The sequence below is a fragment of the Methylophilus sp. DMC18 genome (assembly GCF_056314005.1).
In genome coordinates, this window is record NZ_JBQUZE010000001.1 from 801,911 (window position 1) to 826,667 (window position 24,757).

At 46.3% G+C, this 24,757-nt stretch carries 30 protein-coding genes, 1 tRNA gene and 1 other RNA gene; 21 read left to right on the forward strand and 11 right to left on the reverse strand.

Translation table 11 applies throughout. The features are described 5' to 3' along the window. Positions 1–31: 31 nt before the first annotated feature. The 4 genes from ACT53G_RS03610 to ACT53G_RS03625 are packed head-to-tail and all read right to left on the reverse strand — an operon-like array spanning position 32 to position 3,023. The gene (locus ACT53G_RS03610) at positions 32–670 is read right to left on the reverse strand and encodes a DUF6134 family protein (RefSeq protein ID WP_476168738.1); all 639 of its coding nucleotides are present in this window, start codon (positions 668–670) and stop codon (positions 32–34) included. Further along, entirely contained in the window at positions 667–1,434 is a 768-nt protein-coding gene (locus ACT53G_RS03615; RefSeq protein ID WP_476168739.1) for a DUF1295 domain-containing protein, read from the reverse strand. Before ACT53G_RS03615 ends, ACT53G_RS03610 begins: the two co-directional genes overlap by 4 nt. Further along, the gene (locus tag ACT53G_RS03620; protein WP_476168740.1) at positions 1,431–1,964 is read right to left on the reverse strand and encodes a DUF2878 domain-containing protein; all 534 of its coding nucleotides are present in this window, start codon (positions 1,962–1,964) and stop codon (positions 1,431–1,433) included. The genes ACT53G_RS03615 and ACT53G_RS03620 overlap by 4 nt, the downstream gene beginning before the upstream one ends. A gap of 15 nt (positions 1,965–1,979) precedes the next feature. Continuing rightward, positions 1,980–3,023, reverse strand: coding sequence for an SAM-dependent methyltransferase (locus tag ACT53G_RS03625; protein ID WP_476168741.1), 1,044 nt, complete (start codon positions 3,021–3,023; stop codon positions 1,980–1,982). Positions 3,024–3,229: 206 nt separating this feature from the next. Here ACT53G_RS03625 and ACT53G_RS03630 point away from each other — a divergent pair, with 206 nt between their 5' ends. From ACT53G_RS03630 to ACT53G_RS03650, 5 genes are all read left to right on the forward strand, one after another. Next, positions 3,230–5,017, forward strand: coding sequence for an outer membrane protein assembly factor BamB family protein (locus ACT53G_RS03630; protein ID WP_476168742.1), 1,788 nt, complete (start codon positions 3,230–3,232; stop codon positions 5,015–5,017). 287 nt (positions 5,018–5,304) lie between these two features. Continuing rightward, positions 5,305–5,751, forward strand: a complete 447-nt coding sequence (locus tag ACT53G_RS03635) for a hypothetical protein (RefSeq protein WP_476168743.1) — start codon at positions 5,305–5,307, stop codon at positions 5,749–5,751. A gap of 121 nt (positions 5,752–5,872) precedes the next feature. After that, positions 5,873–6,370, forward strand: a complete 498-nt coding sequence (locus tag ACT53G_RS03640; protein ID WP_194746764.1) for a chemotaxis protein CheX — start codon at positions 5,873–5,875, stop codon at positions 6,368–6,370. Beyond that, on the forward strand, positions 6,367–7,266 hold the full coding sequence (locus ACT53G_RS03645; protein WP_194746763.1) for a response regulator: 900 nt from the start codon (positions 6,367–6,369) through the stop codon (positions 7,264–7,266). Before ACT53G_RS03640 ends, ACT53G_RS03645 begins: the two co-directional genes overlap by 4 nt. Continuing rightward, a complete protein-coding gene (locus ACT53G_RS03650; protein WP_476168744.1) occupies positions 7,217–8,035 on the forward strand; it encodes a hypothetical protein in 819 nt (272 codons plus the stop codon). Before ACT53G_RS03645 ends, ACT53G_RS03650 begins: the two co-directional genes overlap by 50 nt. 87 nt (positions 8,036–8,122) lie before the next feature. Here ACT53G_RS03650 and ssrA read toward each other — a convergent pair. After that, positions 8,123–8,488: a transfer-messenger RNA gene (ssrA, locus tag ACT53G_RS03655) on the reverse strand. A gap of 82 nt (positions 8,489–8,570) precedes the next feature. On the opposite strand from ssrA, the gene ACT53G_RS03660 reads away from it, so the two are divergent. Continuing rightward, entirely contained in the window at positions 8,571–9,440 is an 870-nt protein-coding gene (locus ACT53G_RS03660; RefSeq protein ID WP_313989185.1) for a prephenate dehydrogenase, read from the forward strand. 12 nt (positions 9,441–9,452) lie between these two features. Further along, a complete protein-coding gene (gene aroA / locus ACT53G_RS03665) occupies positions 9,453–10,751 on the forward strand; it encodes a 3-phosphoshikimate 1-carboxyvinyltransferase (protein ID WP_476168745.1) in 1,299 nt (432 codons plus the stop codon). 6 nt (positions 10,752–10,757) lie between these two features. Here aroA and ACT53G_RS03670 read toward each other — a convergent pair whose 3' ends face one another. Next, a complete protein-coding gene (locus ACT53G_RS03670; protein WP_194746696.1) occupies positions 10,758–10,985 on the reverse strand; it encodes a DUF2061 domain-containing protein in 228 nt (75 codons plus the stop codon). 94 nt (positions 10,986–11,079) lie between these two features. Between ACT53G_RS03670 and cmk the strand changes: the two genes are divergently transcribed. From cmk to ACT53G_RS03715, 9 genes are all read left to right on the forward strand, one after another. After that, on the forward strand, positions 11,080–11,754 hold the full coding sequence (gene cmk, locus ACT53G_RS03675) for a (d)CMP kinase (RefSeq protein ID WP_476168746.1): 675 nt from the start codon (positions 11,080–11,082) through the stop codon (positions 11,752–11,754). 207 nt (positions 11,755–11,961) lie between these two features. Further along, a complete protein-coding gene (gene rpsA, locus ACT53G_RS03680) occupies positions 11,962–13,428 on the forward strand; it encodes a 30S ribosomal protein S1 (RefSeq protein ID WP_018985242.1) in 1,467 nt (488 codons plus the stop codon). Positions 13,429–13,442: 14 nt separating this feature from the next. Next, positions 13,443–13,730, forward strand: a complete 288-nt coding sequence (locus tag ACT53G_RS03685) for an integration host factor subunit beta (protein WP_018985241.1) — start codon at positions 13,443–13,445, stop codon at positions 13,728–13,730. A gap of 128 nt (positions 13,731–13,858) precedes the next feature. After that, positions 13,859–15,091, forward strand: coding sequence for a lipopolysaccharide assembly protein LapB (lapB, locus tag ACT53G_RS03690; protein WP_476168747.1), 1,233 nt, complete (start codon positions 13,859–13,861; stop codon positions 15,089–15,091). 51 nt (positions 15,092–15,142) lie between these two features. Continuing rightward, the gene (pyrF, locus tag ACT53G_RS03695; protein ID WP_194746692.1) at positions 15,143–15,838 is read left to right on the forward strand and encodes an orotidine-5'-phosphate decarboxylase; all 696 of its coding nucleotides are present in this window, start codon (positions 15,143–15,145) and stop codon (positions 15,836–15,838) included. Between the two features lie 110 nt (positions 15,839–15,948). Beyond that, on the forward strand, positions 15,949–16,260 hold the full coding sequence (locus tag ACT53G_RS03700) for a ComEA family DNA-binding protein (protein ID WP_194746691.1): 312 nt from the start codon (positions 15,949–15,951) through the stop codon (positions 16,258–16,260). A 237-nt stretch (positions 16,261–16,497) separates the two neighbouring features. After that, complete coding sequence (locus ACT53G_RS03705; RefSeq protein WP_476168748.1) at positions 16,498–16,956, forward strand: tyrosine-type recombinase/integrase; 459 nt, start codon at positions 16,498–16,500, stop codon at positions 16,954–16,956. 92 nt (positions 16,957–17,048) lie between these two features. Next, positions 17,049–17,438 (forward strand): lysozyme inhibitor LprI family protein, encoded by a 390-nt coding sequence (locus ACT53G_RS03710; RefSeq protein WP_476168749.1) that lies wholly within the window; start codon positions 17,049–17,051, stop codon positions 17,436–17,438. A gap of 469 nt (positions 17,439–17,907) precedes the next feature. Beyond that, positions 17,908–18,309, forward strand: coding sequence for a lysozyme inhibitor LprI family protein (locus ACT53G_RS03715; protein WP_476168750.1), 402 nt, complete (start codon positions 17,908–17,910; stop codon positions 18,307–18,309). Positions 18,310–18,406: 97 nt separating this feature from the next. On the opposite strand, the gene ACT53G_RS03720 is transcribed toward ACT53G_RS03715, so the two are convergent. Continuing rightward, positions 18,407–18,862, reverse strand: a complete 456-nt coding sequence (locus tag ACT53G_RS03720) for a hypothetical protein (protein ID WP_476168751.1) — start codon at positions 18,860–18,862, stop codon at positions 18,407–18,409. Then, positions 18,859–19,218 (reverse strand): DUF805 domain-containing protein, encoded by a 360-nt coding sequence (locus ACT53G_RS03725; protein ID WP_476168752.1) that lies wholly within the window; start codon positions 19,216–19,218, stop codon positions 18,859–18,861. The genes ACT53G_RS03720 and ACT53G_RS03725 overlap by 4 nt, the downstream gene beginning before the upstream one ends. Before the next feature lie 202 nt (positions 19,219–19,420). Here ACT53G_RS03725 and ACT53G_RS03730 point away from each other — a divergent pair, with 202 nt between their 5' ends. The 3 genes from ACT53G_RS03730 to ACT53G_RS03740 are packed head-to-tail and all read left to right on the forward strand — an operon-like array spanning position 19,421 to position 20,520. Further along, positions 19,421–20,005, forward strand: coding sequence for a recombinase family protein (locus ACT53G_RS03730; protein ID WP_476168753.1), 585 nt, complete (start codon positions 19,421–19,423; stop codon positions 20,003–20,005). Further along, on the forward strand, positions 20,002–20,337 hold the full coding sequence (locus ACT53G_RS03735) for a hypothetical protein (protein WP_476168754.1): 336 nt from the start codon (positions 20,002–20,004) through the stop codon (positions 20,335–20,337). Before ACT53G_RS03730 ends, ACT53G_RS03735 begins: the two co-directional genes overlap by 4 nt. Positions 20,338–20,385: 48 nt before the next feature. Continuing rightward, on the forward strand, positions 20,386–20,520 hold the full coding sequence (locus ACT53G_RS03740; RefSeq protein ID WP_476168755.1) for a helix-turn-helix domain-containing protein: 135 nt from the start codon (positions 20,386–20,388) through the stop codon (positions 20,518–20,520). Between the two features lie 46 nt (positions 20,521–20,566). Here the strand turns inward: ACT53G_RS03740 and ACT53G_RS03745 are convergent, their stop codons facing one another. From ACT53G_RS03745 to ACT53G_RS03755, 3 genes are all read right to left on the reverse strand, one after another. Further along, positions 20,567–21,325, reverse strand: a complete 759-nt coding sequence (locus ACT53G_RS03745; protein WP_476168756.1) for a hypothetical protein — start codon at positions 21,323–21,325, stop codon at positions 20,567–20,569. Between the two features lie 133 nt (positions 21,326–21,458). Beyond that, positions 21,459–21,881: a DUF4113 domain-containing protein gene (locus tag ACT53G_RS03750; RefSeq protein WP_476168757.1), complete on the reverse strand. Its 423-nt coding sequence runs from the start codon at positions 21,879–21,881 to the stop codon at positions 21,459–21,461. Between the two features lie 400 nt (positions 21,882–22,281). Then, positions 22,282–22,371 (reverse strand) — tRNA-Ser (locus tag ACT53G_RS03755). A gap of 323 nt (positions 22,372–22,694) precedes the next feature. On the opposite strand from ACT53G_RS03755, the gene exaC reads away from it, so the two are divergent. Next, positions 22,695–24,215 (forward strand): acetaldehyde dehydrogenase ExaC, encoded by a 1,521-nt coding sequence (gene exaC, locus ACT53G_RS03760; RefSeq protein WP_194746687.1) that lies wholly within the window; start codon positions 22,695–22,697, stop codon positions 24,213–24,215. 101 nt (positions 24,216–24,316) lie between these two features. Beyond that, positions 24,317–24,694, forward strand: a complete 378-nt coding sequence (locus tag ACT53G_RS03765) for a DUF779 domain-containing protein (RefSeq protein ID WP_476168758.1) — start codon at positions 24,317–24,319, stop codon at positions 24,692–24,694. Positions 24,695–24,757: the final 63 nt, after the last annotated feature.

Here is a 24,757-nt window from a genome sequence, read left to right on the forward strand (position 1 = left end):
ATCACTTTAAATAATTTATTCAACATATTGATTAAATAAGTTTATATTTAATTTTATAACCTTCTGGCGTAATCGACTCCAACGCCACCCACTGCTGTTGCTGATCGTACCAAAGCGTAATTTTCAATTTGTCTTTACCCTTTAAGCGGCCATTGAGCCGGTATTGATGGGTGAGGGTGGTCTGACCTTTCACCTCTATTGTTTTGCTGCCTTCATCCGTGACAGTCACATCCAGATATTCTGCATTTTGTGGGTTAAGTAAACGGGATTGCTTGAGTATTTCGGGATTCCAGTAAGCAAAGGTCATGATACAGCCTGGCAGGGTTTGCGTACTGCCATTTTTCTCAAGTACAAACTGATTATTTTGTATCGCTCCTTTGACGTCGGTGATTTCTTTATTTTCCTCGGTGTGTGCCGTCAGTTGAGACAGGCAGTTGCCTTGCCACTGTTCATCGGCCTGGTGCTGGTAGCGATAGGCATTAATAAACAGCACTTTGACCTTGAAATTGGCGCGGCTTTGCAATTGGTTCTGATCCAGGCTAAAGGTGTGCGTCCCAATTTTTTGCTGGTCCAGGTAGACCTCAAATGACCAGTCCTGCGCCTGTAGGGGAATAGCGAATAACAGCGCCAGGCCAGTTAAAGTGTGTCGCGTGATAACCTTAGTTTTCATTTTTCAGCTCGCTTGGGGATCCCGGGAATAAATGCATTAGTATTTTTGACGTATTCGGCATACCCGGGACGACGGCTGTGGATAGTCTGCTCCATCAAACTCACACCACTGACTTTTAACAGCAAGAACGTCATCAAAAGCGGAGACACCCAAACCCAATAGCTCCCTGAATACGCCGCCAACAGTGCAAATCCCCACCAGATCAGACACTCGCCAAAGTAGTTTGGGTGGCGGCTGTAGCGCCATAAACCAGTATTCAGTACCTGGGTTTGATGTCCGGTGGAAGCCCTGAATCGTGTGAGCTGCAAGTCCGCCACCACCTCCCAATATAGACCGAGCACAAATAACAATACACCGGCCAGGTCCAGCCAATTCAAGGCAGCAGTGCTTGAGATGGCCGCGAACAGTGGATAAGAAATGATCCAGGCCAGCAGCGCCTGAAAAGCGAACACAATGTAAAGGCTTTTCAACCAGAAATAAGGCTCATTGTTTTTGCGTATCGTGTCATATCGATGATCTTCTTTGCCCCAGTTGCGCCAGGTTAAAAAAATACTCAACCTTAGCGACCATAAGGTCACTGCGAACAGCACCAGGCAGGCGCGGAATGAAAGGTCTTGCAGGAATATGGCGGTGACATAGGCCGTGATGGCAAAGAACAGGCTCCACATGCTATCCACATGGCTGTAGTGTTTGGTGATAAAACTTAAGAACCAGCCGCAAAGTGCAAACAACACAATCGCGATCAGCGCGTAGTAATAAATCATGTTTGCTCCAAAGCGAGAGACTGGTTAAAGCTATGACGTAACCACAGCATGAGTGGTAACAGAGTGGCCCATTCAAAGGCAAACCAGGCCAGGCTATAAAGGCTTGGTAATTGAATGGCTCCCACACTTTCAGCCCCTAAATAAGCAAGGGGGCCGAACACTGCCCCCAGCATGAACGCCAAGGCATATTTATGTTGTAACCAGCGCATGCTGACGTTCAGCGTGGTGGCAAAGGCAAGCCATAAGGCCAACATCCAGAGTGGGATGTAGGCCAACCACTGCGTATGGTTTTCAAATAGGATCCATTGCAACTTATATGCAAATTGGTCTGCCACTGCGCCAATCACTGCCGTCAATAAGAGCGGCAACGTTTGCGCCCAACCCTCGACCAGCGATAAATGCAGCAGGGTATAGAGCAACACTGCAGCGAAAACGGCTGTACTCAAGCCGGGTTTAGCGGACAATACGCACAGCCACCAGATCACTTGAAAAGAAATAAAATTAAATATAATCAATTTCTTATTGGTCATATTTAATCTTTCAGATTATCGTTTGGCAAATAAATAGTGGCTGACCCACCAAGTCTGGCCATGGTTGTAACCGAACAGTTCTGCGCAGGCCATGAAAAAAATCCGCCAACGTTGACGCCACATTTCTGCATCGGCCGGGCCATAGATAGACGCCAGGACAGGGGTCAGTGCCTGATGGTTTTGGTCCATCAGTTGCAGCCAGGCATTCGCCGTTTTTTCATAATGCGTACCATCCCAGCGCCATTTGTCTAGCAGTTTCAAATCATCCTGAAAATACAGCGGCAAATCATCACTAGGCATCATGCCACCACTAAAGAAATACTGGCTCATCCAATCATCTTCCGCTTTGACATCAAAAGCATAAGGGGTGTAGCGGTGGACAAAAATATGCTTGAAAAACAAACCACCCGGCTTCAGCCAGCGCGCCACTTTGCCATAGAGCACTTGGTAGTTGCGCATGTGTTCAAACATTTCAACCGAAACAATGCGGTCGTAAGTTTGCTCGGTATCAAACACATTCATGTCTGCAGTGAGGATATGAATGTTTGACAGACCACGCGCTTTTGCCTGACTCATAATATATTCACGCTGCGAAGCGGAGTTTGAGACCCCCGTAATCTGCGCCTGCGGATAATGGCTGGCCATCCATAGCGTCAGCGAACCCCAGCCGCACCCCAGCTCTAAAATATGTTGACCATCATGCAACTGGGCATGTGCACAGGTTTGCGTGAGCGCCAGCTGCTCGGCTTCATCAAGCGTGCGTGTTTCCGGCAACCAGAAACAGCTACTGTATTTGCGATTGCTACCTAAACAATATTGATAAAAATCGGCAGGTACTTCGTAATGCTGTGCATTGGCTTTTTCAGGCAGTGGCGCGATCTCTGCCCGAGCCATTGCCTGCAAAAATTGGACTAGACTTGACTGCGCTTGCTCACAATCCTGTTCAGAAATTTCTTGCAGCCTTGATTTGCACAGGCGTTGAATGCCTTTACGGATCAAAGCATCAGAGAGGTAGCCTTTTTCAGCCAATTTTAAGGCAAATGTTACAGGTGAAGTCATGATGATAATTATTGTATTAACTAAATGATCCTAGTATAAGTCCATTCGTTCTCCAGATTAGTTTCATGGATAGAAAACTTTTTATCACATCCAAAATTTAGGTGAATGTTGCTAGAGTTTACAGAGGGATATGCTGAACTCGTTGCCGGATAAGTTTTAGGTGTATACTAACCTGTATAGTTAAAAATATAGCCGGGGTTATCATCATGCAAAACAACACTTCGACGGTATGTGCTGTAGTGACACTTTCTGTCATGCTTATGGCTTGTTCGCATGCCAGCAAGCCAGAAAAAACGGCTTCCGCCAATGTCGATTGGCCAAGTTATGGCTTAAATCTGAAGGCGCAGCGTTACTCTGCTTTATCTCAAATCAACCAGAAAAATGTTCACCAGCTTGCGCTCGCCTGGAAAGTGGAAACCGGTGTAAAAGCCACGTTTCAAGCCACTCCGATTGTGGTCAGTGGCGTCATGTATGTCAGTTTGCCCTACAACCATGTGTTGGCGCTGGATGCGGCGACGGGTCAACAGCTATGGAAATACACGCACGACCGCAAACCAGACTGGCCGATGTGCTGCGGTCCAGCTAACCGTGGCGTAGCTGTGGCAGAAGGCAAAGTGTTTATTGGTACAGTGGATGCCAGGCTGATTGCATTGGATGCCAAAACGGGCGCAAAGCAGTGGGATATTGATGTCGCCGCTAATCAGGTGAGCACCGAGCACCAGGACGCCTTAAGTGGTGATGACCCCAATAAAACCCGCAAAGTGACAGGGGGCACCGGGGTAGGCATTGCGATGGCCCCGGTTGTTTACAATCATAAGGTCATGATAGGCATTACCGGTGTCGGCTATGGCTTGCATATTGACAATCCACGCAGTGATGCGCCTTTGGGCGCGGTGATCGGCGTCACTGGCCGTTATGGCCGTCCAGGCTTTTTGGCGGCTTATGACGTGAATGATGGTCATCAGGTCTGGCAGTTTGATACGATCCCCAAGCAGGGTTGGGAAGGGCAGTTTGTGACTAAAACGGCCGATGGCAATCAGTTTCACAGAGACACGGCCGCTGAACGGGCAGCACTCAAAGACTACCCTGACGCCGCAAAATTTGGTGGGGGCTCAGCCTGGAGTACACCAGCCATTGATACCGCAACTAATACCCTATACTTTGGCACAGGCAATCCCTCACCTCAAATGAACGATATTTCGCGCCCAGGCGATAACTTATATACAGTTTCTTTAGTGGCGCTCGATACCGAAACCGGTCAATACAAATGGCATTATCAACAAGTTCCTCACGATCTTTGGGGCTATGATCTGGCAAGCCCACCAGTCCTGTTTGACTATCAATACCATGGCAAGACTATTCCTGCCGTGGGGCAGGCCAGTAAAACGGGCTGGTTTTACATTCACGACCGCAACACGGGTCAGTTCTTGACCAAGTCAGCCCCATTTGTGCCACAACACAATTTATTTGCCAAGCCAAGTCAAGAAGGCACTGTCATCTATCCAGGCATTTTAGGTGGTGCCAACTGGTCACCTGTCAGCCTCGATGAAAAACATCAGAAAGTTTATGTGGCTGCAATGCATAGCCCGATCAAATATACCGTTCACGAAACCACAGTGAATCCGGGCGAAAAACCTATTCGCTATGCGGCCAGTGAACCCACAGACGACCCTAGATGGGGCGTACTCAGTGCAATTAACCTGACTGATGGCAAAATTTTATGGCAGCGAAAAACGAATCAACCATTGGTTGGCGGTGTTCTGAGCACTGAAGGCGGTCTGCTTTTTTGCGGTGAGGGTGCTGGTGCATTTGCTGCATACAACAGTAAAAATGGTGATGTGTTATGGCAATATCACTCGCAATATGGTGTGAATGCGCCACCAATTACATATATGGCTAAACAGACTCAATATATTGCAGTGGTAAGTGGCGGTAATTCATTGTTCGGTTTTAATCAAGGCGATGCAATCTTGGTATTTAAGCTTTTGCAGTAATGCTAAGTATCTATTTAATCTATTTTATAGATTAACAATCCCAACATAATTATTAAGACATATCTAAGGCGAATAAACTTTGTTTTTCGCCTTCTGATAAATGGCGAAGCTTCGTCCTTTTTTGTTCGCATAATGTATATTATGTTAAATTAATAAAATTCAATAAGTTATCATTTTCACAGAAATTTAGTTCTTTACTATCAGAAAGCATCACATACTCCGCCAGAAGATTACTTAAAGAGAGTGTTTACTGGTGCTTTACTAAATGAAAACTTAAGACATTTTAAATGATTGCAAATAAATCAATATTTACATTACCTTACAAAGTGCTAGTATTAGCTTTCAAACAAGAAAAAGGGAAGAAAATGAGGGAAGAAAAACAAATTGCAAAAGTACAAACGCAACTCACCCTGCTCTGGTGCTTAAAAATTGGGGAATTCCTAGGGACCATAGATCAGCAGAAACTTATCCATCAGTTAAATTTGAAACCTATTTTCCTCAGAAGATGGTTATTGGGTAAGATGGTGGTCCCTAGCACTATCATTTATCAAGTAAAACAACTGGCCTATGCACCACCACGTTCACGCAAGTGTAGAAAATTACGCATGACTGCGTGTGGTGAACAAAATTTAGCTTCACTGAAGGTAAGGTGTGAATGGAAGATCCGTTTTTTTGATGAGATGAATAAGCGAGCAAAGTACAAGTTTTGTAAGAAATTAAAGCGGATCATTTAATTCACCGCGTAAATCCAATGAATGGCAATTGAAAAATTTACCTGCTTTTTACACCATTTATTCAGCCTTCAATCCTTTTTAAGCTGCGTTAGCATCAATATCCTATTGTTGGAGATGCTACATGCAGCTTTTGCCTACACAGGAAATGGTGAAAAAAATATCTGACTCCTGGTCGTTTGTAAGCGGTTCCGCTTTCAACTTCAAGGAAAGTCAGCGCTATACATTTCACAATCATGACAACCTCATGGCGGTTGTTCTTCCACTTTATATTGACCAATTACCGCAACATGAGTCGATTGCGATTGGTTTGATATTAGATGATGCTGAGGCACACAAAATCGCATCTCATATGTTTGGCTTATCTTCTGACGAATTATCCGATGAGGATGTCAAAGATGCCAAAAAGGAGACATGCAATATCATGGGGGGCGGCTTGATTGTAGATGAGCACAGTGAATTGGGCCTACCCAAAGAGATTCCTTTAGAAGAGTTCTTTGAACTCCAAAAAACGGCAACATTTAGCCGTTTATTTGTAAGCGATAAACCAAACGAAGACCTGGTGAATCTGGTGATCTTCGATGTAAATAATCATAAGTTTTCAGGGGTATTTTCATTATGAGCACAATGACGGGTGAAGCAGCCAAATTCTTGATTGTGGATGACAGTCGTGCAATACAAAGTATTATCAAACGTGCGATTGAAGGATGTAATTATCCAAAGCTCGAAATTCAAACTGCGACAGATGCTGAAGCTGCGATGAATATTCTCGAGGGCTATCGCCCTGACTTGATTATTACTGACTGGCACATGCATAAAATCAGTGGCCTTGAATTTTGTCAGCATGTCTGCCAAACATACGGAAAAAAAATCCCAATTGGCTTTGTGACCACGGAATCTGCCGCCGAAAAAATCGACCAGGCTTATCAAAGTGGCGCAAGATTTGTAATTAACAAACCCTTCCAAGATATTGATTTAAGATCAAAAATATTAGAGATCATTCCAGTGGGTGGTATCACTGAGCAGCCTGCGGCTATCCCAGAGAATCTCGCGACTAGCCATCAAATGCTCTCAAGCATGCTTAAGGGTCAGGCTTTTACGCTAGAGCCCTGCCCTCCACTGGGCTTAACGGATTTGACTGAAAACAATTTCATTGGATTGTTTGGCGAAAACGGGAAAACACCCCCCGTCAATGCGCTTGCTATCATGGAAATGAACGCTGTAGGCCTGTTATGGGCGTTGAATAATGAAAAACCCGAAATGCTTAAAACTATACTCGCCAGTGGTGGCGCCAGTAACGACCAACTAGATGAAGCGAGAAGGTTCATGGATGAGTTTGGTGCGGGTATGTCAATTGGACATAAAAATGGTCCATTGAAACTGGCTAGATCAAGTATAGTCAGTCGGCAATTTCCCCGCCTTGAGATGTCGTTGAAGAGCAATGCTGGCCGTATGGATTATCGAATCCATGTACCAGAAATCGGAACAGGATTTATTACTTATATTAAACTCCTGTAAGGAGAATAGGATGCCATTTTCTTGGGGTGAATTACTGAGCGGTGCCGGGATTATCGTTAGCTTGGGTGCCGCCTTTTTATTAGTCAAGTTGCTCATCAGCAATACATTACAGCAGGAAAAGTTTTTTAACGCACTGGGTAAGTGCTATACAGAGCTCGAGTCATCCAGCGATCGACTAGACACGCTCTGTACTATTCTGGATAGAAGATTTTCCAACTACGAGGAAAACCATAAACAATCAGATCCATTGTTAATCAATAGCATACAGCGTTTTGATAAAGTAGCACAGGAGATCAGGGATCGCCTGGATGATTTGTTGCTATCGGAAGCCTCGGATAACATTATTGCTGAGCGATTGAGTGAGCCTGTGCTGCAAGAGCTGAATAAATTGCAAACACATCTAGAGCAAATGGCTGGTCAACTCCGGCGCAATAACAATTTGTCTGCTGACGAAAATGTCGAAATGGCTGCCATGAGAAAGCGGATTGAAAGCTATCAATCCATGATGATGAAAGCAAGATCAGAAGCCAAAGAGGCTGAAAACATCATGGCGGAATTGCGTCAGGAAATCCAGCAATTACAGGTCATGAACAATCGCCCGATACAATCAGCCAATGATGCATTCACAAAAGAGCTACAATTCCAACTGAATGAAATGGAACAACAAAAACGCAGACTTGAGGAACAGCTTGCGGCATTAACCACAGAGAAACAGCGCAATGAAATCGAGAAACAATTCATTGAAGACCGTTTTATGGAGTTATCGTAACCCATACGTAAAACAAAAAGCCACCCGAAGGTGGCTTTTTGTTTTACGCTCATTGTTCAATCAAATCAATGCATTGAACATTTCAAATGGTGGAGCTGGGGGGAATTGAACCCCCGTCCGCAAGCCCTCCACAGACAGTTCTACATACTTAGCTGTGTTGTTTATATTTAACCAGGCATCCACCAACGAGCAAGCAGATGACAAGCGAGTTGCCTTGGATTTAATGCCTTACCAAGCAACCCGGTAAAGCACGATCCTCTCTAAATGACGCTGCTGCCGGTTACCCGGCCCGACCGAGAGGCTCTTCGGTGCAGCGTTCAGCCGGGATTAAGCGGCTAAAGCGTAAGTTTCGTCGTTTGCGACTATACTTTTTCAGATGGATTTACGAGGGAACCTGAATCCTCGGTATGCCCTGCACTGCTTTGCAACCCACGTCGAAACCGGGTCAGCCCCAATACAGACTTTGGATTATACGCCTTAAACGGTGGTGAGCCAAACTTAAAGGCGCATTGCTTCGACATGGTACAATTTACAAATGTTCAAGAAAATTGTGATTTTTGGGGTTGGTTTAATAGGGGGCTCCATTGCGCTGGCCCTTAAAAAACACCCGGAGGCTCCTCACATTGTTGGTGTGGGCCGCGCTCAACAAAGCTTGCAGGAAGCACTGGATTTGGGTTTGATTGACAGTGCGGAAACGGATATTGCTTCTGCACTGCACGCGGCGGATCTGGTTATCATTGCCACTCCAGTGGCACAGACGCCGGCGATTTTAAAGGCCATCCGCCCCTATTTGGACGAGTCGACCATTATCACAGATGCCGGCAGCACCAAGTCGGACGTGATGGCGTACGCGAGGGCCGAACTTGGGGACCAGGTTAATCAATTTGTGGGTGGTCATCCGATTGCTGGGGCGGAAAAAAGTGGCCCTGCTGCTGCCATGGCTGATTTGTATCTCGGTAAGAATGTCATTCTGACGCCTGATGCGCAGACCTCTAACTCAGCGCTGGATCAAGTCAGCAGACTTTGGCAGCAATGTGGTGCAGTGGTTTCGCACATGAGTGCGCAAGAACATGACAGCGTATTTGCAGCCGTCAGCCATTTGCCGCACCTGCTTGCCTTCGCACTGGTGGAGGATCTGGCCAAGCGTAGCAATGCGGAATTGTTGTTCAAATTTGCCGCCAGCGGTTTCCGCGACTTTACGCGCATTGCAGGCAGTCATCCTGAGATGTGGCGGGATATTGCACTGGCTAACAAAACCGCCTTATTAAGTGAACTTAGGCTCTATCAACAAGCGCTCAGCGACATGACGGCACTCTTGGAGGCTGATGACAGTCGTGCTTTGCACGATTTGTTTGAACATGCCAGCCGTGCACGTAATGACTGGGCCAAGTCAAAAATTCAATAATTACCAATCGCTATGGAACAACTGCATTTACCCGCTGCCCACCAAGCCCAAGGCGCAATTACCTTGCCTGGCTCAAAAAGTATCTCAAACCGTACGCTATTGCTCGCAGCACTTGCTGACGGCGTCACTGTCATTCGCGACTTGCTCGCCTCAGACGATACCGCCAGAATGCTGGAGGCCTTATCAGCGTTAGGCGTCAAGCTGGAAAATATCTCTGAAAATGCCTGGCAAGTCACGGGCTGTAGCGGCAACTTTCCCAATAAGCAAGCGGATTTGTTTCTGGGCAATGCGGGGACGGCCTTTAGGCCTTTGACTGCCGCACTGGCATTCTCAGGTGGTGACTACCATTTGCATGGGATTGCACGCATGCATGAGCGGCCGATTGCCGATTTGGTGGATGCCTTGCAACAGGCTGGCGCGCAAGTCAGCTACCTGGGGAATGCGGGCTACCCTCCCCTGCAAATTTCGCCAGCGCAGCTGGATGTCAGTCAAGCGATCAAAATACGAGGTGATGTGTCAAGCCAGTTTTTGACAGCCTTGTTGATGGCCTTGCCGCTAACAGGCCAGCCGGCCAGTATTGAAGTGGTAGGCGAACTGATCTCCAAGCCTTATATCGAAATCACGCTCAACCTGATGCAACGCTTTGGTGTGACCGTGCAACGGGATGGCTGGCAGCACTTTTACATTGCTGCTGGTGCGCGTTATCACGCGCCAGGAGAGATATATGTAGAGGGTGACGCGTCAAGTGCCTCTTATTTTATTGGTGCGGGTATTGTTGCGGGGGACGTCACCGTCAACGGCGTCGGCGCGCAAAGCATACAAGGCGACATCCGCTTTGCTGAAGCGGCCAACCTCATGGGCGGACGGATCAGCTATGGCGACAACCACGTGCGTGCTGAAAACACAGGCACATTGAAGGCGATTGACCTTGATTGTAATCACATCCCCGATGCGGCCATGACTTTAGCCGTGATGGCCATGTTTGTGCATGGCGATTCGGATCAGGACCGTACAACCACCCTACGCAATATCGCCAGCTGGCGCGTAAAAGAGACCGACCGCATTGCAGCCATGGCAACAGAGCTGCGCAAAGTCGGGGCCACAGTGGTCGAAGGCCCGGACTACATTCAGGTCACCGCCCCCTTGCAACTGACCCCTAACGCAGTAATTGATACCTATGATGACCACCGCATGGCCATGTGCTTTTCATTGCTCAGCCTGGCCGGCGTGCCCATTACCATTAATGACCCCAAATGTGTGGGTAAAACCTTTCCAGAGTACTTTAAGGTATTCGCCAGCATTGTTCGCTAGCCATTCTCAAGCCGCATACGCCCATTCATGCTCGTCAGGCTCTGCGGCAGGCGCCGCGTCGTGAGAATGCTGATGCTGTTGCCAGGCACGCTCGTGAAAATAAAACACCACGGTGTTGCAGGCCGGTTCAACCAGCGCCATCAGCCCACCCACCAGCAGGCTGCCTGTGAAAAGATAGGCAATGGTGAACGCGACGCTAAAATGCAGCATGGCAAAAGACATGGTTTTAATCATGGTGTGCTCCTTATTAACGATGTAGCCATGATATAAAAGCCAAAAGTCAAAATCCAATTCATTGTTTTTAACTAATTGATAAGTAAAATTTATTATGAATAATCCTCTCCCTCCAGTCATTGCCATTGACGGCCCTTCTGCTTCTGGCAAGGGCAGCGTCGCTGAACGCGTGGCTATCCATTTTGGATTTCATTACCTGGACTCGGGTGCGATTTATCGTCTATTGGCTTATGCCGCTGCTCAACAAGCCGTGGCCTGGTCAAATGCTGATGCACTGGCTGATATCGCGACACAGATGCAGATCAAGTTTGAGCATGGCCAAGCTTATTTAAACGGCGAGCAAGTCAGCCACCATATTCGTACAGAACAGATGGGCAAAGGGGCCTCTGAAGTCGCTGTCCACCCTGCCGTACGCACCGCGCTGTTGCAAACGCAACGCAATTTCAGGCAAGCCCCTGGGTTGGTTGGCGATGGCCGCGATATTGGCTCTGTCATTTTCCCGGATGCCGGATTGAAAATATTTTTGACAGCCTCGGTCGAAACGCGCGCAAAACGTCGCTACGATCAGTTAATTCAACGCGGCGATCACGCAGAATACGCTTTGATTCTAGCTGATTTGCAGCAGCGCGATTTACGCGATAGCCAGCGCGCAGTCGCGCCACTCAAGCAATTGCCAGATGCGGTTTTGCTGGACACCACCGACATCAATATTGAGCAAGCGGTGAATATCATTATCGAAGCATTTAAAAAAGCGGCGCAAACTAAATAAAAACACACATAAGTCATTGAACCCAATAATTTTTTTGTGTATAGTCTTGGATTCGGGTTGCTCAAGTCACGCTTGGGCAATATTTTTTAAACCTTTTCCATTGTTGGCGCTTTTGCCTTGCAATGGCTCGCTGCAAGATGCCTGTCTTCATGCGAGTAAAAATTGGACAATTTTTTAATGGCTTCTATTTCTAATACATCCTCTTCCATGGAATCTTTTGCAGCCCTCTTCGAAGAAAGCCTGGCCCGCCAGGAAATGCGCGCTGGTGAAGTAATCACCGCCGAAGTAGTTTCTGTAGACAATGATTTCGTTATCGTGAACGCCGGCTTGAAATCCGAGAGCGTAATTAACGCCAGTGAATTCAAAAACGCACAAGGCGAACTGGAAGTTGCCGTTGGCGACTTCGTTAAAGTAGCGATCGAAAAACTGGAAGATGGTTTTGGTTCTACACAACTTTCTCGCGAAAAAGCGAAGAAAATGCAAGCATGGCTGGATCTGGAAGAAGCCATGAACGAAGGCCGTGTAGTTAAAGGTTTTGTCAGCAGCCGTGTTAAAGGCGGTCTGCGCGTTTCTGTCAGCGGCATCATGGCTTTCTTGCCAGGCTCACTGGTAGACATTCGTCCAGTTAAAGACACCACTCCTTACGAAAACAAAGAGTGGGACTTCAAAGTCATTAAGCTGGATCGCAAGCGTAACAATATCGTGGTTTCCCGCCGTGCTGTGATGGAAGACACCTTGGGTGCTGACCGTGAAGCATTGTTGGGTAGCCTGACTGAAGGTGCTGTGATCAAGGGTATCGTTAAAAACATCACTGACTACGGCGCGTTCGTGGATCTGGGTGGTATCGATGGCCTGTTGCACATCACTGATTTGGCATGGCGCCGTGTGAAGCACCCATCTGAAGTGCTGACCGTTGGTGAAGAAGTTGAAGCCAAGATCCTGAAATTCGATCAAGAGAAAAACCGTGTTTCTCTGGGGATCAAACAATTGGGCGACGACCCATGGGTGGCATTGAGCCGCCGTTACCCAGTCGGTACACGCCTGTTCGGTAAAGTGTCTAACCTGACTGACTACGGTGCGTTCGTTGAAGTAGAACCAGGCATTGAAGGTTTGGTACACGTGTCTGAAATGGACTGGACCAACAAGAACATCCACCCGGGCAAAATCGCTCAACTGGGCGACGAAGTTGAAGTGATGATTCTGGAAATCGACGAAGACCGTCGTCGTCTGTCACTGGGCATGAAACAGTGCAAACCAAACCCATGGGATGATTTCGCTGCAACCCACGCTAAAGGCGACAAAGTTTCAGGCCAGATCAAGTCTATCACTGACTTTGGTGTGTTCATTGGCTTGCCAGGCGGTATTGATGGCTTGGTACACTTGTCTGACCTGTCCTGGACTCAGTCTGGCGAAGAAGCGATCCGCAACTTCAAGAAAGGTGATGAGCTGCAAGCTGTTATCTTGGGCATTGATGTTGAGAAAGAGCGTATCTCTCTGGGCGTTAAACAGTTGACTGAAGATCCAAGCGGCAACAGCGCACCAATTGGCGAAGACAAAGGTGGTAAACCAAAAGCCAAAAAAGCAAAAGCGGATGATGTCATGATTGATGAAGCTTCTGCCGGGACAACTAACCTGGGTGCTTTGCTGAAAGCCAAACTGGATAGCAAAAAATAAGAAGGCTTTAGATCATGACAAGATCTGAACTAATAGACCTGCTTGCCCAGCGCTTTCCGCAACTTGTGCTGAAAGACGCAGAGTTATCCGTCAAGACCATCCTTGATGCAATGACGGAAAACCTGGCAACAGGTGAGCGTATCGAAATACGCGGTTTTGGCAGCTTTAGCTTGAACTACCGCCCGCCTCGTTTGGGACGTAACCCGAAAACTGGTACCAAAGTACAGGTGCCAGCGAAATACGTGCCGCACTTTAAGGCTGGTAAAGAGTTGCGTGACCGCGTAGACGCGATCGAATCTTAATTTTTGTGATTCAGCAGTAAAAAACGGTATCTTCGGATACCGTTTTTTTTTGGCCGCTCAGACCGCTATTGATGGCGCATTGAGGAGCGCTTGGGTAAAATGTCATGTGATCAAACAAGAGAGCTTTTATGCTGGTTGAATTCGAGTATTGGTGGTTATTGATTCTGCCTCTGTTTTTTACATTGGGCTGGATTGCAGCCCGCGTGGATATCAAGCAACTGATTGCTGAATCCACCTCATTGCCAGCCACCTATTTTAAAGGTCTGAATCTGCTCATTGCTGACCAGTACCACAAAGCGGTGGATGCGTTCAGTGAAGCGCTTTACATGAACAAAGACTCCCTGGAGCTGCATTTTGTATTGGGGAGCCTGTTTCGCCGCACAGGTGAGACAGACCGCGCGATTCACTTGCACTTAAACCTGCTCGAAAACTACGAACTCACCGAGCAGCAATCGACATCAATCAAAGTAGAATTGGCGCAGGATTACTTCAAGGCAGGCCTGTATGATCGTGCCGAAGAAATTTTTCAAACACTGCGCCATACTCGCTATGAACAAGCGGCCTTACGTCACCTGCTTGAGATTTATGTCAAGGAACGCGAATGGTCGCTCGGCATTGGCATTGCCACCGAATTAGAGCGTTCGTCAGGCGTGTCTTACCGCAAAGAGGTCGCTCAGTATTATTGTGAATTGGCTGCCAATGCGATGATCAAGCAGGATTGGTCCTCTGCAAAAGTCCAACTCGAACAAGCGCTGGACGCCAATAAGAACTGTGTACGCGCAAATGTCTTACTGGGCGATATCGCGGCACATCAAGGTCATCATTCCGATGCGATTGCGCTCTGGAAACGCATAGAAATGCAGCATCCAGAACATTTGGGCCTGGTCGCGCAAAAAATGCTTAAAAGCTATGCCGCGCTGTATGGTGAAGAGGAAAGCGAAGGCGACCTCAAACTGTCCAGAGGCTTAAAGGAAGGCCTGAGCCAACTCCATTACTATCTGGAGTTGTATCAACTCAGTAGCATTATGTCGGTGTTGTATGAGGCCACCCTGCAGGCTGAAGGTGCGGATAAAGCGGCAAAACTTGCCCGTAACGAGTTAATCCGCAAACCCAGCCTCAAATCGCTGGATCAATTGCTCCAAGCGCGTGCCATGCTCCAGGATGAACAGCATGATTTGCAGTTGATGCAGCAAACCGTTCGCAATGCCATTGGCGACCGTGCCGCCTATTATTGCGACCAATGTGGTTTCCGGGCCAAACAATATCATTGGCAATGCCCAGCCTGTAATGCCTGGGAGTCGCTGCCGCCCGAACCCACTGAAGCGACCATTCGAGATATCAAGTTACTTAAACGAAAATAAAACCGTTTGGCGCCCTTCCCCAACCCGTTTCATTCCTAAGACAATTCCTTTATGACCGACAGTAAAATTGTTGTTGCCCTGGATTATGCAGATGCCAAATCGGCAATCGCGCTAGTAGATCGGCTTGACCCAAGCCTGTGTAAACTCAAGGTGGGTAAGGAACTGTTTACCGCCGCCGGGCCTCAGCTTGTCGAACAACTGGTTGCGCGGCAATACGATGTGTTCCTCGATCTCAAATTTCACGATATCCCGAATACTGTGGCAAAAGCCTGTCAGGCCGCCGCAAATTTAGGCGTTTGGATGGTCAATGTTCACGCCAGTGGGGGGCAACCCATGATGCAGGCCGCACGTGAAGGCTTGGATAAAGCATTTGGTGATCAAGCGCCGCTGCTAATCGCTGTCACGGTATTAACCAGTATGGATGCGCCAACGTTGCATAGTTTGGGGATCCAGCGCGCCCTGCCTGAACAGGTACTCGCATTGGCCACACTGACACAACAATCTGGCTTAGATGGTGTAGTTTGTTCAGCACAAGAGGCCAGCATGCTCAGAAAAGCATTGGGGCCTGACTTTTGTCTGGTCACCCCGGGCATTCGCCCCAAGGACTCTGCAAAGGACGATCAAACCAGAATTGTGACGCCTGCAGATGCCATCGCATTAGGCGCCAGCTACTTGGTGATAGGCAGGCCAATTACACAAGCAGATGACCCGATTGTTGCATTAAATACAATTATTAAAAATATTTAACATTTTTAAATTAATTTAAGGACGTTAACCTTCCGATCAGGAACGGGCTCAGTAGAATTAAAAACAGGCGCAATGCCTGTTTTTTTATACTTAACGATTCTGGAGGTCATATGATGAAAACGCTTATGGGTTACCTGATGTATTTCCTTTTATTGCCAGCCGCTTATGCGGTGGTTGATATCAATACGGCCAGCCAGGCTGAACTTGAAAGCCTGAATGGTATCGGTCCGGCCAAGGCGCAAGCCATCATTGAATATCGAAAAAAGAGTGGTGGCTTTAAGTCAGTGGAAGAGCTGGATCAAGTGCCAGGCATAGGCCAGGCAACCTTGGCAAACCTGAAGAAAGATGTGAGCGTCGGCGCCAAGAAAGCAACTGCGGCTGAGGCTAATAAAACCGAAAAAGTAGCAGAGAAAAAGAAATAACGATCTACATTAAACAAAAAGCACCCTATTGGGTGCTTTTTTTATTTGGCGGAGAGAGTGGAGTAAAGGCTTCAACAGATACATAAGCGACTGCCGGAACTATTGAAAATATATACAACCGTATGAGGAGTCTATAGCTGACCTTGAGCCATTCCGAGACATCCTCTCACATAAGCGCAAGAAAAAAGACAAAGCTGACGCTAAGGACGCATGGACGAAAGAGGAAGTATTACTTCTATGGAATACGGCCAACCTCAAAGGCAAACAAGACCTTGTAGACCTGATATCCCTTGCGGCTTACACTGGAGAGCACGCATTGAAGAGATATGTAGCCTGAAGGTTGAAGATGTCTCAGATAACGCCTTTAACATTACAGATGCCAAAACTAAAGCTGGGATAAGGTCTATCCCTATCCACAGCAAGATTGAACCTGTAGTGAAGCGTCTTAAGGAAAACTCTAAGGATCGTTACTTACTATCCGGTCTGACCTTTAATAAATACGGCGAGAGGTCTAATGCCATAGGTAAGCGATTCGGGACGCTTAAGACTTGCTTGGGCTTCAATAAAGACAAATCCACTCACAGTTTCAGACACTCGCTTATTACCTTCTTGGATGATGCTGGGGTGCAGACAATATTGTCGGCCATGAGAAATATGGCACTACGGGCAAGGTGTACAACAAGCCTGCACCTGTGAGTGTGCTTAAGGTGGACATTGAGAACCTGATTTATCCATTACCTGATTTGGCATAGTAGAATGACTCTCAAATCTAATAATAGAAAAACCGCGTGAAAATCATCTACATAGTCATGTTGTTTTGCCTCAGCATAACTAAAACATATGCCCTAACTCCTTTATGTCAAAAAGCAGAAGGTACTATCCAGATTAATGAATGCATGGAGGCTGAGCTAGAGAAGGTTGAGAAAAAGCTTAATGCCAAGTACAAGAAGACTTTAAAGGCATTATCTGCACCTGATGAAGATGGTTGGAAGTACTCCATTTCAAAGAAAGCCGTGATTGAATCTCAAAGAGCATGGGTGAAGTTTCGTGATAAGGATTGCGAAGCAGAAGAAACAATGACTAATGGCACAGGTACGGCAAGTTGGTACATGGACTGTATGATTAACCATGCAAAAATAAGAATAAAGCGACTCGATGAGTTTGACCCTAAGTTTTAATTTACAAACATCAAATTTCACAGCAAATTTGTTTGAGTTGATTGATTGATTTATGCTCAGGCTGCTCCCCCCGTGCCACCCCTTCGAGCCGTGGCTGTAGATATAGCAACTAGTTTCCTTTAAATTGTTAGGACTTAATGAACTGGTTTAACATCTTTGTATCTAGTTCTTTGTACATTGCAGGCCTGCTTCTGTTCTTGGGAGCACTCCTGCTACTTAGACTACTCCTCAAGCGTTTCTCACCAGATAACAAACTCAAGACGTTCTTAGAGCGTATTAACCTTGTACACTTAGCTGAATGGGCTTTAGTTGTGTCATTGCTTTTATGTGCAGTCGGCTTAACGCTCTATTATGCATAAGACAATCGAATGTTCGTTTTGAATGCAATAATTTATTATCCAGCAGAAGTGGAACTCATGCACTTGTGCAAGGTTATAGTTAAAACCTTGGTGAATAATAAGGAAGAATAATGAAGAAGCTCTGTGTGCTTTTCTGGTTTGGCTTAAGCATTTCTAATATGGCTCACGCTGTCACTCCCGAATGTCAGGAGTCTAAGAACACAATTGAAATGGATGAATGCATGTCTAATGCAGTTAAGCAGACCGAGCAAAGACTAAATGCTAAATATAAGAAGATTCTCTCCATATTGTCCGAGCCTGACGACGAGATTCAGCAATACTCCGTTTCGAAAAAAGCGGTTATAGAGTCTCAAAAAGCTTGGGTTAAGCTTAGAGAAAAAGATTGCTATGCAGAATCGACAATGTTACTCCCACCCACAGGAACAGCAGCGGCAAGCATGCACATGCAATGTATGATTGATTACGCGAATAGAAGAATAAGAAGACTCGAAGTGTTTGACCCAAACCTTTAATCAGATATAAAAATTCAACACAAATTTTCGTGGGGATATTGATAGTTTAAGGAACGCGAAGTACCCCCCGTGGGTGTCTTGAGGTGTGGCTAAAGGGTCAAACTTCCTTCTTCTTAGAGCTGGACTTTGCACGCTTAGGCTTCTGTCTTTCTATGTAGGCGCACTTCTTAAATACACCGTCAACATCAGCATTAGCAGGCAGTGCAAAATACAATTGATAGTCCTTCTCTCGTAGACCATCATTTAAGAATACATCAATCCAGAAAATTGGCTCAGGACATAACTTCAGCGTTTTAAAAATTGGCCATGTTGGCTCACTGAATGGCTTTGCAGTCCACCTAATAATTCGGAGACCACTTTTCATTAAACCAATAATAAACTCTCTACCATTTCTCTCTGAAGACTCAATGTAAGAATAAGACAAGTCTCTATATTTTTCATAATCTCCAGAGTTAAATGCGCCTGAAGCCGCCTCCATGAAACTTAAGATTTTTTCAATATCTTCTGGTTGCTCGATATTTACAAATTGATATTGAATAGTTTGATTATTCATACTGCTGGTGCTGCCTTTGGATTGGCTCCATATTCATTTTCATGTGGTTGACTGTCTAAATATGCAAATACAAGGCTTACGACTGGAACAATAATCCACCAACCGCTTTTACCTATATCGTGCATTCTCCTTACACCTGCTGAAAAGCCTGCAATCATTGAGGCGATTATAAAAGCATTCTTTAGCAGCTTATTTAACACCTCCTGCTCTCCAATCAAGGATTCAGCCATCCCCATGATTAGACCCAGAAGCATTGAGACAAGTAGAGTAAATAGGAAGAACAGCCAATACTCTTTTCTTCTTGCTCGACCTTTGAAGACTAAAGCCTTTTTCCAAGCTGTTATATACCAATCCATAAACTTCCTTTGATTATTGTGTATAGCTATTTAATTTAACGTCGACGAGTTTAACCCAATACTGGTAAGTAAGAGCAAGCCTGTCAGAAAGTGGTCATATTCTAACAGTCTGAAATTAACATGTTAGAAAGTAGCCTATTGCATTTAATAACATACCGATATAAACTGACACCACTTTCCAACAGTTAATGGAGTTAGTTTGATGTCTAAATTATTTGTGTATGGTCGAGTGTCTACAGTTGAGCAAGACCCTGAGAACCAGCTATTAGAGATTGAGCAAGCTGGGTACAAGCCTGAGCCTGACCGAGTCATCCTTGAGAAGGTCTCAGGGGCAACTCCAGCGGACTCAAGGGAAGGCTTTAGCAAACTTAAGGTCAAGCTGGACAAGGGAGACACTCTCATAGTCACCAAGCTTGACCGATTGGGCCGTGACTCCATAGACGTACAGCAGCAGGTGGAGTGGTTTAAGGCTAACGATGTCCGGTTGATAGTCTTGCAGTTAGGCAACCTTGACCTTACCTCAGAGGCTGGAGCGTTCACCTTAAAGATACTCGCTGCCGTTGCTGACTTTGAGCGTGGCCTAATTCGCGAGAGAACCCTTGCAGGACAGGCTAAAGCATGGCAGGCAGGCAAGACTAAAGGGAGGCCAGCAAAGACCACCAGCGAAGAGCGTAAGGTGATTCTTGAGCAGTTGGCTAATGGGGTGTCTGTAAGTCAGTTGTCTAGAGACTACAAGATAAGCCGTGCTACTATTATCAGCATTAGAGAAACTCAGGAAGTAGCATGATATTGCAGGACAAAACTGTGGAGGATGTTGAAAACACCTTTGACTACTTAATGGGCGTTTGTGGTCTAGCCAGCCAAGGCGACAAAGAAGAGTTTGATGAGGGCGCTTTTGATTATGCCAGAATGGTATTAAAAGCCGCCGAACGACCAATGCAAAAGCTAGGAAAGTATGAGGCGGCCTTACACGTATTGAACACAGCAGAGCAGCTTAGTCTTTCTGAACAATTTGAAGAAGCAGACCAACTCTTACTAGCCTTTGCAAGAGAGTTAAGAGAAACGTCAGGCACCAATGCAAAGCTCAGGAAACTCTACACTAAGCCAACCGCTCACTAAATATACTTAATACAGAAGTATTCAAAGCGACCCTAAGCAACTGAGCTAGTGGCTAAATATAAGGCCAACGGGGGGGGGAAGAATAGAGCTACTCTAGCCCGTGAATATGGCATCTCAAGCGAGACCCTTTATCAGTACTTAAGAGCGGCTGAAGCATCACCAGCGAAGAAGGCTCTGGCATGAATCAAGCCTTAATCGGTCTCTTGATGGTCGGCGGGGTTTGGTCGAATCATGGCCCTAAGAAAGGGAGGTATGGTTTTACTGCCTTGTACCCAGAGTCTACGTTTTGACATAGCTTGATTATCTTGTCCATTACATCACCAGCCTCAGCGACTCGTTTAACAATAATACTCAATTTAGAAACCACACCTTTTACTTCCTCGTCAGCCTCTGCCAACTCTGCGTTAAGCTGGTCACTATGAATCAGACACTCACCAGTGAAGCTGGTAACTGCACTTCTAAGGGATTGAGCGCCTTTGATTCTGGCTGATAACACTGACTTTCTTAGCGCTTTGATTTGAGCAACAATAAAATGCCTCATGTTTGGAGACATTTCTATCGCAATTATGTCAATTTCGAGCAAGCGAATTGCTTCTAAGATTTCGTCAATCTCATTTTCACTCACTTCCTCCTCATTCAAGCTTTTAAGTAATGCTGAAGTCCATGTCAAGGTCACTCTAGTATCGGAGCCGATTAGAGCTTTCTTGGTTTCTCCACAATTGTTGTAGATTGTGGTTGGGGATGTGAATTGCTTTAGTTTAGAGATGCCTGACTCGCCTAAGTCTCGCTCAATACCATAGGTCGGTAAAAGATTACATACAAACTGCATATGCTCTCTTAAAGCTATGAGACTTGTAACCAAATCATCTTCATAATCTAACTCAAGATTTAATGAAAATGTATGCGCCCATGCCTGCCCAACATGAATGTTATCTGGTTGCTGAAGAAACTTATCATACAGTGCAAGTAGTCTTTGAGCTGGATTCATATTTTCGATTATGGATATGTAATTATCTAACCATTATGCCTGAACAAACGCTCAGAATCGAGCTACAGCGTATCATCGCACCTCAACCCAAGACACCCCATTGCCGTGCGATTAAAGTGTCTCCATGGCGCACCTAAGCCCTCACCTCGGGCAACTCCTCCCAGCTAGCAAAGTTTGGACTCTTAAAGCCTCGCTTCATAGACCATGCCTTATGGAAATCCTCAGAGGCCAGCTTAATAGTCCCTCGGGAATACTTGCTATTGATGGAGTCCATGAGAGTCATTAAAGCGTCCGCCCTAGCCCGCCCTTTACCAAACCCAAACATATCAGCCTGTCGCCCAGCGGCTGGCACTAACTCAGTTAGCATCACACCGCACATCTGATAATAGATGCCTGGCTTAAAGAGTTTCTTGAGAATCCAAAGGGCAACCCTATTTATCTGGACTGTGTTGTCTGTAGGTGCTGGGAAGGCTAACGAGTGACTGGCCCCATAATACTCAGCTTCATCAAAGAGGCTATTCTGAATAAAGACCATCACAACACTGGCTATACGCATGTATTCCCGTGGACAGTTATGGATACCCTCTTTAAGTAACTCTCTCGCTACCTATTTTCTGAATAGTTGATTAAATCACAAGGGTATTCATATCTATATCTATCTTACTTAATTCAGGATTACCTTAAGTTTAACTCCAAGCGCCCCGCCCTCTCTCCATGTCTCGATTAAGCCGGACGAGTCTACAGCCTCAAAGGCAATACGATGAGCAAAAGGTGTTGTCAATGTGTTGAGGGGTGATGCTAAGCGTTACATTGTTTATTCCTTATATACGTTGAAAATGAATATCAACGAGCTAGGAACATCACGCAAACGTAAGGTAAAAGCGCAAGGTAAAAATAAAAGACCTGTTATCCGTAACTTATTAATTAGTAACAGAAAACAGGCCTTATTTTACTGCTGGCGGAGAGAGAGGGATTCGAACCCTCGATAGAGTTGCCCCTATGCCACCTTTCCAGGGTGGTGACTTAAACCGCTCATCCATCTCTCCGAAAGAAGGCGGGATTATACCCATAAAAGTTAAAGACGCCAAATCATTTTATGATGCAATCACTGGCGACTTTCACACTGCATATGGCCTGTTTTAGGGCTAGCAAGATGTCAGGTCTGCTATCTTATAAAACAGTATAAAGTTGGCTAAAAAGCTTGCTTTTGTTATTTTTAAGGTTTAATGTTTAGCACACAAACACACGGCTAAGCCTTATAAAATAAGGTGTTAACGTATGTTTATCGCGATATCTAGTTGCGATTTGATGTAGGCGGTTTGGAGAGCAGTTCTGCTACGATATTAATAGAAAAAACACAGGAGTTACTATGAGTTTGGATCTTCTCAAGGCGATGGGCGTTAAAGTGCCCTATAAAGCCAAGTATGATAACTTTATCGGTGGAAAATGGGTTGCACCGGTCAAAGGTGAATATTTTGATGTCATCTCGCCTATTACTGGCAAGCCCTACACACAAGCTGCACGCTCTAGCGCCGAGGATGTTGAATTGGCATTGGATGCAGCGCATGCAGCAGCCGATAAATGGGGCAAGACTTCTGTCGTTGATCGCTCCAACTTGTTGCTGAAAATTGCTGATCGCATCGAGCAAAACCTTGAGTTGATCGCGACTGCGGAAACCGTCGATAACGGTAAGCCTATCCGCGAAACCATGAATGCCGATATTCCATTGGCAGCAGACCATTTCCGCTATTTTGCCGGGGCGTTGCGTGCGCAAGAAGGCAGCATTAGTGAACTGGACGAACATACCGTTGCCTACCACTTTCACGAGCCACTAGGCGTGGTCGGCCAGATTATTCCGTGGAACTTCCCTATTCTGATGGCCGCCTGGAAACTGGCGCCAGCTGTGGCCGCGGGTAACGTGGTGGTAATGAAGCCTGCAGAGTTCACGCCGATTAGCCTGCTGATCCTGATGGAAGTAATTGCTGATTTGATTCCACCTGGCGTCATCAACATCGTCAACGGCTTTGGCCGTGAGGTAGGTGCTCCACTCTCTACCAGCAAGCGTATCGCGAAAATCGCCTTTACTGGTTCGACAGCCACCGGCCGTTATATTGCCCAGGCTGCAGCCAGCAACCTGATTCCAGCAACCCTCGAACTGGGTGGCAAATCGCCTAACATCTTCTTTGAAGATATCATGTCTGCCGATGATGATTTCCTGGATAAAGCCGTTGAAGGCTTGGTGCTGTTTGCATTTAACCAGGGTGAAGTCTGTACCTGCCCTTCCCGTGCGTTAATCCAGGAATCCATTTACGACAAGTTTATGGAGCGTGTATTGCCACGTGTTGCAGCCATCAAGCAAGGTAACCCACTTGACCCCAACACCATGATTGGTGCGCAGGCATCCCAAGACCAAGTGAACAAGATCCTCTCCTACATGGATATTGGTCGTCAGGAAGGTGCGCAGTTATTATGCGGAGGTGAGCGTAATGTACTCAGCGGTGATCTGGCTGAAGGCTATTACATCAAGCCGACCTTGTTCAAAGGTCATAATAAAATGCGCATCTTCCAGGAAGAAATTTTTGGACCTGTGCTGGCAGTGACCACCTTTAAAGATGAAGCTGAAGCACTGAGCATTGCCAACGACACCATTTTCGGCCTGGGTTCAGGCGTCTGGTCGCGTGACGGCAGCCGCGCTTACCGTATGGGCCGTGGCATCAAGGCTGGCCGCGTTTGGACTAACTGCTACCACGCTTATCCTGCGCATGCCGCATTCGGTGGCTACAAAGAGTCCGGCATTGGCCGTGAAACGCATAAAATGATGCTGGACCACTACCAGCAAACCAAAAACCTGCTGGTCAGCTACAGCCCGAAAAAACTGGGATTCTTCTAAATCTTGGCGGGAATGCTAAAACAGACATTAGTTTGATCTAAAGGAGCGAATTTTTCGCTCCTTTTTTTATCTATCTATCACAATATAAACAGGGGAAAAGCATGACTGAACGTGTTTCTGCAACGCCAGCGGCCATCGCGCTCATTGAGCAATTAACCGCTCAGCATGGCCCGATTGTATTTTTTCAATCAGGCGGATGTTGTGAAGGTAGTGGCCCGATGTGCTTACCAGCTGCCGAATACATCGCCAATCCGATGGATGTCAAACTGGGAACCTTGCCCGGTGGTGCTATTTTTTACATGAGTGACAGTCATTTCAGTTTTATGCACAGTACGCACACCATCCTCGATGCGATGCCGGGCTCCAGTGGCTCATTTTCTCTCGATTGTGGCAGTGGCATGGCCTTTATCACGCGAGGCCGCTTATATTCGGATGAGGAACTCGCTGCGCTAAAACCCGAAGAGCGCGTCGGGCTTTAATAAGTAGAAGTCTGCCTGATCAATAAAAAAGGCATCCTAAGATGCCTTTGCCAGGATGACACT